Genomic DNA, 13790 nt, shown 5'->3' with positions numbered 1-13790 from the left:
GGATTTGTTATGTCGTTTATTTTTCGCCGTTTTGGCTTTTATTTTACCGCGTTCTTAATCGCGATTTCGTTTAACTTCATGCTCCCCAGGCTGATGCCAGGCGACCCGGTTGACGCCCTGTTTGCTGCCGCTCAGGGTCAGATGGACCCGGCTCAGATGGATGCGGTTCGTGAGATGTATGGCTTTGTTGATGGCAACATCTTTGAGCAGTACCTCGCGTACATGAAAAGTGTTTTCACCCTGGAACTGGGCCCGTCAGTGCTGATGTTCCCGATTGATGTAGCTGACGTGATTGCCATGGCGCTGCCGTGGACCATGTTCCTCGCGCTGGGCTCACTGATTGTGGCGCTGATTATCGGTGTCAGCATCGGCACTTATGCTTCCTATCACCGCGAAGGCTTCTTTGGTCAGGTGGTACCACCGGTTCTGGCGTTTATCAGTAACTTCCCTTACGTGGTCACCGCGCTGCTGCTGTTCTATATCTTCGGTCTCAAGATGGAACTGCTGCCGCTGGCTTACACTTACGACCCGTCACTTGAACCCGGCTTTACCTGGGAGTTTATTTCCAGCGTCGCCAAACACGCCGTGCTGCCGGTGGGCTCAATGGTGGTAGTGGGTATCTCCACCTGGGTCTTCAACATGCGTAACGCCATGATCAACGTGCTGGGTGAGGATTACGTCACTATGGCTGAGGCGAAAGGCCTGAGCAGTTTCCGCGTGATGTACCGTTACGCCGGCCGTAACGCGATTCTGCCGGTAGCGACTGCGATTGCGATGGCGATTGGTTTCTCATTTGCCGGTTCGATCATGACCGAAGTGGTCTTTAACTATCAGGGCCTTGGCAACATTCTTCTTAAAGGCATCGTCGCCCGTGACTACCCGCTGATCCAGGCCATCCTGCTGATCCTGGTGACCGCAGTTCTGACGGCCAACTTTATCGCAGACCTGCTGTACGTGTGGCTGGACCCACGAATTTCCAACTGAGGTGATGTATGGAAAAGACAATGGAAAATGAATTTGCAGTCCAGCCTAAGTCGTGGACCAAAACACTCAAAAACATCTGGCACCGTTGCTACAACTTCTTCTACGGCAACCCGCCAGCGATCATCGGTACTTTCCTGCTGACGCTGGTTCTGGTTGGCGCGCTGATGGCACCGGTATTTGCAACCCATAACCCGGAAAAACGCGTAGCCCGCCCACACGTGGCGCCAAACGCAGAGCACGTGCTGGGGACAACCCGAAGCGGCCGTGACGTTTACAGCCAGGTGCTGTACGGCGCGCGCAAAACCCTGGCGGTGGCGATCAGCGCAGGCGCGATTGCCATGACTCTGGCGGTGTTGATTGGCGTCTCATCCGGCTACTTTGGCGGCAAGATTGACGAGCGTCTGAACTTCCTGACTAACGTATTTCTGGTGTTCCCGCAGTTGCCGCTGCTCATTGTACTGGCCGCCTTCCTGGGGCAGGTCGGCTCGCTGGTGATAACCGTACTGCTCGGGGTCACGTCCTGGCCATGGGGCGCGCGGGTTATTCGCTCCCAGACCATGGCTATCCGCAGCAAGGAGTTCATTATCTCGGCGGAAGTGATGGGTGAGTCCAAATGGCGCATCATCCTGGTGGAAATTCTGCCAAACCTTATCTCTATCGTATTTGGTGGTTTCCTTGGCGCAGTGATTTACGCCATGGGCGCAGAAGCCGGTCTGGGTATCCTGGGCCTGGGTGATGCGACCGAAGTGAGCTGGGGCTCAATGCTTTACTGGGCGCAGACCTCTTCATCGCTCTACACCGGTGCATGGTGGGAGATGATGGTACCGGCGATGGCACTGGCAATTACCGGTGGTGCGCTGGCACTGATCAACATGTCTATTGACCAGGTGAGTAACCCGAAACTTCGTACCGGCCCACACATGAAACTGTGGCGTCAACTTAAAAAACAAGCAGATAAACGTCGGGGGCTGGCATGAGCAAGTTACTGGAAATCAACAACCTGTGCGTGGATTACGTCTCCCCTAACGGCGTGGCGCGTGCTGTCAACAACGTCAGCATCACCATCAATGAGGGTGAAACCTTAGGTATCGCCGGTGAGTCCGGCTGTGGCAAGAGTACCCTGGCGTTTGCTATCGCCCGTCTGCACAAAGCACCGGCACTGATCTCAGAAGGTGAGATCGTCTACAACGGTCAGGACGTGCTGAAAATGAATGACCGTCAGCTGCGTAAGTTTCGCTGGAACGATGTCTCTGTGGTATTCCAGAGCGCGATGAACTCGCTTAACCCGGTGATCACCATTGGCGAGCAGCTGACAGACGTGATTCTGGCGCATAAAAAGGTCTCACGCCGCGAAGCGTATGACAGAGCAGTCGAGCTGCTGAATATTGTGGGCATTCACGCGGACCGTATGGCGAGCTTTCCGCACCAGTTAAGTGGCGGCATGCGTCAGCGTGTAGTCATCGCGGTTGCGCTGGCACTGGAGCCAAAACTTATCATCATGGATGAGCCGACCACGGCACTGGACGTAGTGGTTGAGCGCGAAATCCTTAACGAGCTTTACGACCTGAAAACCAAGTTTGGTTTCTCCATCCTGTTTATCAGTCACGACCTCAGCCTGATGGGTGAGATCGCAGACCGCATTGGTGTGATGTACGCGGGTAATCTGATTGAGCTGGGTGATGCGCAGGAAGTGTTTGGCGCGCCGCAGCATCCATACACTCAGGGCCTGATCGCGTCGTTCCCGACCATTCACGGTCCTAAAGAGCGTCTGTACGGTATTCCGGGTAACCCGGTCAACCTTCTGAAGACCCCTCAGGGCTGTAACTTCCAGGCGCGCTGCAGTAAGTGCATCGCACCATGCAGCACCGCCAAACCGAATCTGAAATTTACTCAGGCAGGCCATCAGGTTTCCTGCCACCTGGTTGAAGGAGAGCTGGCATGCTAGCAGAAAGAGAAGTGATCCTGTCGGTCGATAACCTGGTAAAAGATTTCCCGGTTGGCCAGTCAGCCAAATCCAACATGATGCGCGCCGTGAACGACGTCTCTTTCAAACTGAAAAAAGGCGAAGCGCTGGCGATTGTGGGTGAGTCCGGTTCCGGCAAGAGTACTGGCGCCCGTGTTCTGACCCGCATCTTTGACCGCACCGGTGGTGACGTGACCTTTAAAGGCCAGCCGCTGGAGAAATACATCGAAGAGAACGGCGAGCTGGAGTATGCCCGTCAGGTGCAGATGATTTTCCAGGACCCGTTTGGCTCGCTGAACCCGGTTCATACCATCTATCACCATATCGCCCGCCCGCTGCTTATTCATAAGCGTGCCGACAAAAATGCGGTGCCGAAACTGGTGTACGAACTGCTTGAGCTGGTGGGCCTGTCTCCGGTCAAAGAGACCGCAGAGAAATACCCGCACGAGCTGAGTGGCGGTCAGCGCCAGCGTGTTGCGATTGCCCGTGCCATCGCAGTGGATCCGGAAGTGATCCTGGCCGATGAGCCTATATCGATGCTCGATGTGTCGGTTCGCCTTGGCATTCTGAACCTGATGGCGGATTTGAAAGACAAGCACGGTATCTCGTTTATGTATATCACCCACGATATCGCCACCGCCCGCTATTTTGCAGAGAAGACCGCAGTGATGTACGTCGGACACATGGTGGAGTGGGGTGAGAGTGACAGCGTGACCCAGAACCCGCAGCACCCGTATTCAAAACTGCTGCTTTCCGCGGTGCCGGAAGTGGGTAACGCAGGCCGCCGGGATCTCGACGTGAAAAAAGGTGAAATTCCGATGTGGCGCCCGGACAGCACTGGCTGCCCGTTTGCCAGCCGTTGCCCGAAAGCGGGTGAAGCCTGCCAGAAGAGTATGCCGGAAACACGCCAGATTGCAGATGAGCACTTTGTTCGCTGCCATCACATTTAACAGTTAAGTGGCAGGCAGCCGCTGCTGTCTGCCGGTAAAGTTTATAATGCGTTTGGTACGCCTTTTTTTGGAATGTACAAGAAAGCGCTTTCTTGAGGTTTTTATTTATGGAAAAGCATAACCCGATCGCCGGCGGATTTATCGATATGGCCGATGAGCGTTACTACAAAATCAGCAACGTCGATCAGATGGCTCCGTTCTTTGTCAGCGTGGTTTCATCAGGTAACCACTGGTTCTTCGTCTCATCGACCGGTTGTCTGTCTGCAGGCCGTACCCGTCCGGAGAACGCGCTGTTCCCGTACCGCTCGGTAGACCATATCCATGAGAGCGCCGATAACACAGGCCCGCGCACGGTGATCCGTCTTGAGCACGAAGGCCGCAACCGCGTATGGCAGCCGTTTAACCCGCACCTGGACGGCCAGTACCAGCTGGAGCGTAACCTGTATAAGAACGCGGTGGGCGATAAGATCATCTTTGAAGAGGTCAACCAGGATCTGGGCCTGACCTTCAGCTACCGCTGGGCGATGAGCGATGAGTTTGGTTTTGTGCGCCGCAGTGAGCTGAAAGACACCAGCGGAACCAGCCGCGAAATCGACCTGGTGGATGGAGTGCAGAACCTGCTGCCTTCAGGCGCGCCGCTGCAGGCGCTGCAAACCCGCAGCGCGCTGGTGGATGCCTACAAGTGGAACGAGCTGGTCGATGAAGGCCCGCTGGCGCTCTACTCTATGTACGCGACCCTGAGTGACCGCGCTGCACCGGCGGAATCCCTGCGTGCAACCACCGCGTTCAGCATCGACAGCGACGCCCGTGAAGTGCTGCTTTCTTCTGCTCAGCTCAAAGCTTTTATCCAGGGCAGCGATGTGGAGCAGGAGAGCCTGACCAAAGGCGTGCGCGGCGCGTACCTGATGCACAAATCCATTACTCTGGCGGCAAACGAAGCCAACCAGTGGTACATCGCGACTGATATCGACCAGAGCCACAGCGATATCACCCGTCTGATGCTCAGCCCGCGCACCGAAATGGATATCGAGCGCAGCATCGCCGATAACCATCAGCAGCTGAAACACCTGATGTCCGGTGCCGACGCCTGGCAGCTGACCGGTGAAGAGAGCACCTGTGTGCACCACTACGCCAACGTGTTGTTTAACAACATGCGTGGCGGGGTGTTTGTTGATGGCTATCGTCTGGAAAAAGGCGATGTGGTGGCGACCATCAGCCAGACCAACAGCGCGGTCGCCAGCCGCAATCAGGCATTCTTTGACGCGCTGGAAGATGGTTTTACCCATCAGGAGCTGATTTCCAGGGCCCGTGAAACCGGCGATGCCCAGCTGCTGCGTCTGTGCTACGAGTACCTGCCGCTGACCTTTGGCCGCCGTCACGGTGACCCGAGCCGTCCGTGGAACCACTATGAAATTAAAGTAAAAACCGAAGACGGTCAGCCGCTGCTGGCTTACCAGGGCAACTGGCGTGACATCTTCCAGAACTGGGAAGCGAGCGCGCTCAGCTACCCTGAGTACCTGACTTCGTTTATCGCCAAGTTCACCAACGCCTCAACGGCAGACGGCTATAACCCGTACCGTATCACCAAAGACGGTATCGACTGGGAACTGCTGGAGCTTGACGATCCGTGGAGCAACATCGGTTACTGGGGTGACCACCAGATCATCTATCTGCTCAAGTTCCTGGAGCTGGCGAACCGTTACCAGCAGACCGAACTGATTGAGATGCTGAGCAACGAGTGCTTCAGCTACGCCAACGTACCGTATGAGCTGTGTGACGCCGATTCGCTGATGCGTAACCCGAAAGACACCGTAGCCTTTAATACCGAGCTGCAGCGTGAAATCGAGCAGCGCGTATCTGAGCTTGGCAGCGATGGCCGCCTGATGCTCGATGACCGCGGCGAAGTTTACCTGGTGAACCTGGCAGAGAAACTGCTGGTGCCACTGCTGGCCAAACTGAGCAACCTGGTACTCGATGGCGGTATCTGGCTAAACACCCAGCGTCCGGAATGGAACGATGCCAACAATGCGATTGTGGGTAATGGTCTCTCCATGGTGACCCTGTACTACATCCGCCGTTACCTGGCGTTTATGCAGGAGCTGCTGTGCAAAGCACCGTCTCAGCTGTCTGTCTCTGCCGAAGTGTGTGAGTGGATGGAAGCGACCATTCAGATCCTGGAATCGGCTGGCCGTGAGATCCGTCAGAAGACGGTGACCCGTCAGACCCGCCGCGCGATTCTGACTCAGCTGGCTAAAGCAGGCGCGGATTACCGCAGCAAGCTGTACCGCACCCGCCGCTTCAGCAGCAAGACCCGGGTTGACCTGAGTGCGCTGAACAAGCTGGTGGAAGTGAGCCTGGTGGTGGTGGATGAAACCATCAGCAATAACAAGCGTGAAGACGGTCTGTACAACGCCTACAACATCATCAACTACTCGGCAGAGAACGTGGGTGTGAGCGAGCTCTACCCTATGCTGGAAGGTCAGGTAGCAGTGCTGAGCGCCGGTGTACTGAGCCCGAAACAGGCGGTGGACCTGCTCGATAAGCTGTTTGACAGCGAGATGTACCGCGCCGATCAGCACAGCTTTATGCTCTATCCGGACCGCGATCTGGCTCATTTTATGGACAAGAACTGCATTCCGGCGGATGAAGTGACCGGCAGCGAGTGGCTGCAGCGCATGCTGGCCCGTGGTGATCAGCGCATCATCAATATTGACCTGGAAGGCCTGTACCACTTCAATGCGGACTTTGAAAACGGCGACAGCCTGAGCGCTGCATTGCAGACGGTGTCGGCAGATTACAGCGGTGTGCTGGATGAAGACATCAGCCGTGTGGAAGCGCTGTACGAGCAGGTGTTTAACCATAAGCAGTTTACCGGCCGGTCGGGCACCATGTTTGGCTATGAAGGCCTGGGCTGTATCTACTGGCATATGGTTTCCAAACTGTTGCTGGCGGTGCAGGAGAACTATCAGGCAGCGTTTGAACAGAACCCGGCCAGTGTGGAAACCGCCAAACTGGCAGAGTACTACTACAAAGTCCGGGACGGTATCGGCTTCAACAAAACTCCTGACAACTACGGCGCGTTCCCGACGGATCCGTATTCGCACACGCCAAAGCAGGCTGGTGCGCAGCAGCCGGGGATGACCGGTCAGGTAAAAGAGGAGATCATCACCCGCTTTGGCGAGCTGGGGCTGGGTGTACGTGATGGCGTGATCACCGTGAAGCCAAACCTGCTCAAGCGCGATGAGTTCCTGAGCCAGTCAGCCCTGTTTACTTTTGAGAACGTAAACAGCCAGCAGCAGAGCCAGTGGGTGAACGAAGGTGAACTGGCCTTCACTTACTGCCAGGTGCCGTTCGTGTTTGTTCAAAGTGATGAAGCAGAGCAAACCATCGAAGTGAGCTTTGCAGACGGTGAGAGTGAAGTCCGCCGTGGCGGCGAGCTGTCTCACAGCACCAGCCGCGCCATCTTTGCCCGCAGCGGCGAAGTCAACCAGGTTCGGGTGACTATCCCGGCAATAGTCTTACGCTGATGTAAGCGTCAGGCACACCCCCACCAACAGGAGCCGTAAGGCTCCTGTTTTCTGTGTTTTGTTCCTGGTGTTTTTCAGCGAAGCTGCAGCTTCCGGATGCCAGCAGTTAAAAGCCGAAGAGCAGTACGCATTGACTCTTCATTAATATCAAAGCTCGCCTGATGGTGCCCGGCAGGTTGATCAGCGCCAACCAGCATGTAAATGGCTTTACCGCCCCGTTGCTGAACATGGCGGATCAGCAGGGATGCATCTTCACTTCCCCCAAGGGAAGTCTCGCTGAGGCGGAGGTCTGGGGTTTGCTCAATGATCTCTTCAAACAGGCAGACAAGCTCGCTGTCATTACGAAAATCGACCGCTTCACCGGTTTTGATGAGCTCTGATTCGAGCTGATGAACCGCACAGGCCCCTTCGACGCAGCGCGTCACGTAATCGGTGAGGTATTGGGTTATTTCTGCATTTTCGCCCCTTACTTCCAGCTCCATTTCAGCTGAAGAGGGAACAACGTTGCGTCCTTCCCCTGCTTTAAGTACTCCAACATTTACCCGGGACATTCCCTGGCTGTGGCGGGGAGCCGCCAGGATCTGGCTGACGGCCATACAGGCTCCGGCAAGAGCGTTGTGACCTTTTTCGGGGTCGGCTCCTGCGTGGGCTGGCTTTCCGCTGAAGCGTACATCCAGTTTAGTGGTACAGAGGAAATCGCGCGGGTCGAGTGTGACTTCGCCGTGGGCGAGATTGCAGCCCAGATGAAGTGACATCAGGTAATCCATATCATCAAGCACGCCGCTGTCGCAAACCGGTCGTGCGCCCCGGACTCCTTCTTCTGCGGGCTGAAACAGGATTTTGTATTTGCCACAGAGCTGGTGGCGGTTAGCGCTCAGCCAGGCTGCGAGCCCAAGGCCAATGGCGGCGTGCCCATCGTGGGCGCAGGCATGCATAAGACCCGGTCGACAGGAAGCGAAACCATTCAGTTGCGGCTGATGCGTTGCGCTGTCGGACTCCTGAACGTAAACACAGTCGATATCGAAGCGAAAGCCAAACACTGGCCCAGGCTTACCGGTATCGAGCTCCATCATACAGCCGGTAAGGCCATCCATTTCCTGAAGCAGGGCAGGATCCACGCCTTTGTCCCGGGCGACCTGAAGTGCTGTCTCCACCAGTTTTGGGTCCCGGCCAGGGATGCTTTCCCGGTTCAGTATGCCTGGCCCGGCGGTGACACTGAGGTCCATCCTTCGCAGGGCAGTAATGATGGTGGCGGTGGTGACAAATTCTGTCCAGCCAATTTCGGGAAAGCGGTGCAGCTGGCGTCGCCACTGGCGAACCTGTTCAAAGTTAATATCTTGCATAATCATCTCATTACTACATGCCCATCCAGACCTGAGTAGTCATCAATCCGTATGCCTGGGGTGTTTGGTAGTTCCGGTCGTGCTAACGGCAGCCAGACCATTACAGACTATGGTTGCACCTATGGTTGTGGCAATCAAGGTTCCGGCGCTAATTGGAACAAATGGGGAAGCAGTTCAGGATCTGCGCTCTGAAAGTACATCCTGCCAGCAACAGCTGCGGTTCCGGCCGCAGGCTTTGGCGTAATAGAGGGCCTGGTCGGCGCGGTCGATGATCTCTTCCAGGCTGTTGTCTTCCGGGTGATACTCGGCCACGCCAAGGCTGATGGTCAGGCTGCCGACCTGCTCAAAGTAGTGCCCGCTGATAAGGTGGCGAAGATGTTCAGCGAGAATAAGCCCCTGACTTTCACTGGTTTCCGGCAGCAGGCAGATAAACTCTTCCCCGCCCCAGCGGGCAAGCACATCGGACTCCCGAATTCGGGCACTGAGCAGTTTGCTGAGTTTTCTCAGTACTTTGTCTCCGGCGTTGTGGCCGTAGTGGTCATTTACTTTCTTAAAGAAATCGATATCCAGCATCAGGATGCTGAAATGGCTGGAAGTCCGTCCCGCCCGTTCAAACTCGTAGCTCGCATAATCGTTGAACTTACCCCGGGTATAAAGGCGGGTCAGGTAGTCGGTTTCAGACAGCCGGATAAACTTCAGGCGGTTTTTCTCCCGGGCATACATCATCACCACAGAGAGGGTAGAAAGCACCAGGATCAGCAGCGTGATGATGTAATACACCCGATGGAAGGTGGTAATGGTGTCATCCTGATTGATAGAGATCAGGTAGGCGACGTGCTCGCCTTTCATGTTTTTGACCGAAAGGAAGGAGGCGATCAGGGTATGATCGGTAAGTGATATCAGGGTGCCAAAGCTTTTTCCGCTGTCGATTTGTTTCTGGATGTCGTGATCCCGCAGTACCAGTTCTTCAAGGTAGCGGCTGTATTGCAGGTCTGGTTCTGAGTTTTGGTAGACCTCTTTGTCAAATACATACTGGTGAGAGAAAGTGCTCAGCAGGTAGTTGCTTTTCATATCGGCAAACACTTTGGCCTGCACCGCTTTGGCTGAGACAATAAAGTAGAAGTCGGGGGAGGGGTAGAGTTCGGACAGGGCGGCAATAATGGTGCTCATGGAGAGCGAGAGCTCAACACTGCCCACATGACCCCGGTCCGAAATCAGTGGATAGACAAAGCGGTAGCCGTTAAAAATCCGGCCCTCTTCAAAGCTCTCTACAAAGCGCTTTTCTGTGTTGGCTGTTCGTACGGTTTCCCGGACATCAAACAGGTTGTCGCCGTATTTAAGTGGCTTGTGCATGCGCAGAAAGCTGTCGCCGTTGGCAAAGTGAAAGTGGAGCTGGCGGAAGTGGTGCTTTTTGTATCGCTGATAACTGTCTTCGAGCCGGGTGTATAGCTCTCCCCTCAACTGGTTTTGCTGCTTTTTACCGGAAAACCAGGCCTGCTCAACAATACTGATGACTTCCGGGGTGTTGATTGAATCATCAAAAATGAATCCGGAGAATCGCTTGTAAACCCCGGTGACGGAAGTGACCTTGGTTTCGAAGTTAGTCAGTTCGTTGTTGATATATCGTTGTTTTTGTTCCTGATACTGGCTGAATATTACCCGGCCAACCAGGAGTACCAGCAGGGCAATGGTGGCCGCAAAGGTGACCCAGCCCTTGTGGAACTTCCACCAGGAACAGTAGCGGTTTTGGTGTTGTCTGGTCTGGTGGGTTTGCAAATCTGGTTCACCGGATTAACTTACTGAGTTAAATATAAGTATAGTTTGGGTGAGGGATATTGCCTGGAAGAGCAGGTGGCAAAAGCGCAGCGATTGCTGCGCTTATAAGTATATATCTTCTGTTATCTCAGACTTTAGCAACCGGAAGTGATCTGTTTGAAGAGCAGTTCACCAGTGTCGTCTTCAGGATCCTCTGTCTGGTTCAGATTCTGACGGATCTCAAGTCGGCATTCGTTGTACAGAAACCATGCAGGGTCTCCTATATCCAGGTTTTTATCCTGAGTGACGATGAGCATGTGATCTGGAATGATCGTCTCTTCTACAATGAAACCATTCAGGTCGGCGACTGCTTTCAGGCTGTCAGCCCCAAGGTTAATATGCCCGTAGCGTACTGTGAGTGGTTCAGAGCGTCCTTTAAGCTTTATCTCAGCGGAATCCTGATTTTCCTTTCCTTCTAAAGCCGCTTTACCGTAAACAATTGTGTCTGCCGAGCGGATAGCGCCCTCAGCACCTCTGAGCGTTGCCGCGCGGGCATCAGAAGTCAGATTTAAAAAACTTGGCGCAGCAGTCACAGATAAGATACCAAGTATCACGATGACCACCACCAGTTCGATTAATGTAAAACCCTTTGCTTTATTCATTTAAATGCAACGCCTCATTGATTTGAATGACACGGATGGTATTTTATTAAATCATTGTGTGCAAATTTTAAGCGCAGCTAAGCGTTTGATCTTAGTTTTTCTTACTTAACTCTGACAAAAGGTTCTTTGTTAAACGATGTCCGGGGTGCGCTGCCGGAAGCTGTGCGGGAGGAGTCTTTTTAAATGATATGTTTTTTTTGTTAAATCAGGATGACTTTTTTAGAAAGCACCTGCCTGTTGCAGGGCTCGTTCATCACAACACCCACTGTGTCACCCTGAATCTGATTCAGGGTCTGCTTACCGCGCGCCGTATGGCCTGTGCGACAGCAACTCACGGGAGCTACAGGTGGTACGGAATCCGCTGTGTTCGGGGTGCAGTCGCTGCCGCGAGGTGACACTGCCCCCGTGGAAAGCAGATCCTGAATCGCGCTTAACCTTTTGAGAGTGTTGAAGATTAACGGGAGCGCGTTCAGGATGACCGTGGTGAGTTTGGTGGAATGTTGATTGCTCAGCTCTCCTGGCGGGATCCCGGCTCGCGCCCACCAGTGAGCGTTTGAACAGTACAGTGGAACGCGTCCGGGATGACGAATTTCTTTTATTTCAACAAGATAAACAATAACTTTGTCATCCAGGGCTTGACCCGGGATCCCGCAAAGCGATCCGAAAACGCAAAGGATGAGCAGAAACCAAAACATTCAGCTCTCATGATCGCCCTGAAAGTATTTGGCCCCGGGGACCGAGAACCCCGTACCGCGCAATCCAAAAAAAAGAGCCCCATCAGGGACTCTCTGTTAACTCATCAGGCTTTGTTACCACCACGCTGGCTGCTGTTGCGTGCCGGGCGGTTACCTGAACCTTTACGCGGTCCGTTATTCGAACCGGACTTGCCGCGGTTTGCCTGGCCACCAGATTTGTTGCCAGGCTTGCCACCATTAGCGGGTTTGGTGTTACCTGGCTTACTGTTATTACCAGGCTTTGAACTGTTACCCGGCTTACCGCCAGCGGCAGGCTTGCCGTTGCCGGCTGGTTTACCGCCGCGGTGACGCTTGTTCTTACCCTGTGGTTTGTGACCGCGGGCGTTCTCACCTGAGCGCTGGCCATCAGCGTGGTCAGTCTTTGGCTTTTTAGGTTTCTTTGGCTTTTTCGGTTTGATTGGACGGGTATCGAGCTTAGACTCCGGTACCACGTTGGTTGGTTCGAAACCTTCCAGTTGGTGTCTTGGCAGTACCTGCTGGATCAGGCGCTCGATGCCGAACAGGTCAGCGGCTTCATCGGCACACACCAGTGAGAAAGCGCGGCCCACTTCGCCTGCACGACCGGTACGGCCAATACGGTGAACGTAGTCTTCTGAGATGTTTGGCAGTTCAAAGTTCACTACCTGAGGAAGCTGTGGAATATCGATACCGCGTGCAGCAATATCAGTCGCAACCAGAACGCGGATGTCACCGGATTTAAAATCAGCCAGTGCACGGGTACGGGCGCCCTGGCTCTTGTTGCCGTGAATCGCAGCGGCCGGGATCTTTTCGCCTTCCAGGAAACGGGTCAGCTTGTTTGCGCCGTGCTTGGTGCGGGTAAACACCAGTACCTGCTGCCAGTCGCCGTCTTTGATCAGTTTAGCCAGCATGGCTGGCTTCTTCTTTTTGTCCGCAGGATAGATGGACTGCTCGATAGTGCGCGCCGTTGAGTTAGCCGGGGTCACCGAGATTTCAACCGGGTTGTTAACCAGCCCTTTGGCCAGCTCGCGGATTTCATCAGAGAAGGTTGCCGAGAACAGCAGATTCTGGCGACGCTCCGGCAGCAGAGCCAGGATCTTGCGGATATCGCGGATAAAGCCCATGTCCAGCATGCGGTCAGCTTCGTCGAGCACCAGTACTTCCAGCTGATCGAACTTAACCGCATTCTGGTTAAACAGATCCATCAGGCGGCCCGGGGTCGCAACCAGAACGTCTGCACCTTTACGAAGACGCATCATCTGAGGGTTGATCTTTACACCACCAAAGACAACAGCAGAGCTCAGGCGCAGGTGACGGCTGTACTCTTCAGCGCAGTCGTGAACCTGGGCTGCCAGCTCGCGGGTTGGGGTCAGTACCAGGGCGCGTACATGGTTGCTGCGAACGCGCGGACCTTTATCCAGACGCTCCAGGATTGGCAGGGTAAAGCCAGCGGTTTTACCTGTACCTGTCTGCGCTGCGGCCATCACATCTTTGCCTTCCAAAACGGCTGGTATTGCCTGTGCCTGAATTGGCGTTGGCTTATCGTAGCCTTTGTCCTGAATTGCGCGGAGGATTGGTGCCGAAAGGCCCAGAGAGGTAAAACCCATAAATTGATTCCTGGTAAATACAGAGAGTTCAGCGTGGCTGAAAAGCCGCCAGGCTGAGAAAAGTGGGCCATTTTGCGGCTTTTGGCGGGGAGTAGCAATAAAAAACACAGATTATTTGCGGGAATGGATTGTGAGAAGGTGGTCTCATTGCGTGACAGGGGAGTCTGTGCCTTGTTTGATTTATCACCACCAGATGTTTATAGTTTGCTCACCCAATAACCCGAAAGTGCTGCCTGTTATTAAATGGTGGTGTTTTCACAGAGAAATAGAAGGAGGATTCTTATGT

The 13790-nt window shown here is 54.3% G+C and carries 10 protein-coding genes; 5 read left to right on the top strand and 5 right to left on the bottom strand.

All coding sequences use genetic code 11. From position 1 onward, the window contains the following. Nucleotides 1-9 precede the first annotated feature (9 nt). The 5 genes from ACVB80_RS10760 to ACVB80_RS10740 all read left to right on the top strand — a co-directional run bounded on the left by ACVB80_RS10760 (nucleotide 10) and on the right by ACVB80_RS10740 (nucleotide 7424). Nucleotides 10-984 carry an ABC transporter permease gene (locus ACVB80_RS10760; protein WP_481081292.1) on the top strand — a complete coding sequence of 325 codons (975 nt, stop codon included), beginning with the start codon at nucleotides 10-12 and terminating at the stop codon, nucleotides 982-984. Between the two features lie 20 nt (nucleotides 985-1004). Continuing rightward, on the top strand, nucleotides 1005-1961 hold the full coding sequence (locus ACVB80_RS10755; protein WP_481081291.1) for an ABC transporter permease: 957 nt from the start codon (nucleotides 1005-1007) through the stop codon (nucleotides 1959-1961). Continuing rightward, nucleotides 1958-2929, top strand: coding sequence for an ABC transporter ATP-binding protein (locus ACVB80_RS10750; protein WP_481081290.1), 972 nt, complete (start codon nucleotides 1958-1960; stop codon nucleotides 2927-2929). Before ACVB80_RS10755 ends, ACVB80_RS10750 begins: the two co-directional genes overlap by 4 nt. Continuing rightward, nucleotides 2923-3897, top strand: a complete 975-nt coding sequence (locus ACVB80_RS10745) for an ABC transporter ATP-binding protein (RefSeq protein WP_481081289.1) — start codon at nucleotides 2923-2925, stop codon at nucleotides 3895-3897. The genes ACVB80_RS10750 and ACVB80_RS10745 overlap by 7 nt, the downstream gene beginning before the upstream one ends. Nucleotides 3898-4004: 107 nt before the next feature. Then, nucleotides 4005-7424 carry a hypothetical protein gene (locus ACVB80_RS10740; protein ID WP_481081288.1) on the top strand — a complete coding sequence of 1140 codons (3420 nt, stop codon included), beginning with the start codon at nucleotides 4005-4007 and terminating at the stop codon, nucleotides 7422-7424. A 74-nt stretch (nucleotides 7425-7498) separates the two neighbouring features. Here ACVB80_RS10740 and ACVB80_RS10735 read toward each other — a convergent pair whose 3' ends face one another. The 5 genes from ACVB80_RS10735 to ACVB80_RS10715 all read right to left on the bottom strand — a co-directional run bounded on the left by ACVB80_RS10735 (nucleotide 7499) and on the right by ACVB80_RS10715 (nucleotide 13504). Further along, on the bottom strand, nucleotides 7499-8767 hold the full coding sequence (locus ACVB80_RS10735) for an amidohydrolase (protein WP_481081287.1): 1269 nt from the start codon (nucleotides 8765-8767) through the stop codon (nucleotides 7499-7501). 174 nt (nucleotides 8768-8941) lie between these two features. Next, nucleotides 8942-10543 carry a sensor domain-containing diguanylate cyclase gene (locus ACVB80_RS10730; protein ID WP_481081286.1) on the bottom strand — a complete coding sequence of 534 codons (1602 nt, stop codon included), beginning with the start codon at nucleotides 10541-10543 and terminating at the stop codon, nucleotides 8942-8944. A 134-nt stretch (nucleotides 10544-10677) separates the two neighbouring features. Continuing rightward, a complete protein-coding gene (locus ACVB80_RS10725; protein ID WP_481081285.1) occupies nucleotides 10678-11184 on the bottom strand; it encodes a type II secretion system protein in 507 nt (168 codons plus the stop codon). A 200-nt stretch (nucleotides 11185-11384) separates the two neighbouring features. Next, on the bottom strand, nucleotides 11385-11879 hold the full coding sequence (locus ACVB80_RS10720; protein WP_481081284.1) for a hypothetical protein: 495 nt from the start codon (nucleotides 11877-11879) through the stop codon (nucleotides 11385-11387). Nucleotides 11880-11983: 104 nt separating this feature from the next. After that, complete coding sequence (locus ACVB80_RS10715) at nucleotides 11984-13504, bottom strand: DEAD/DEAH box helicase (RefSeq protein ID WP_481081283.1); 1521 nt, start codon at nucleotides 13502-13504, stop codon at nucleotides 11984-11986. Nucleotides 13505-13790 lie beyond the last annotated feature (286 nt).

The organism is Vibrio sp. 9-16B-A1, from assembly GCF_056726165.1.
This window is presented reverse-complemented; position numbering and strand designations above follow the sequence as displayed.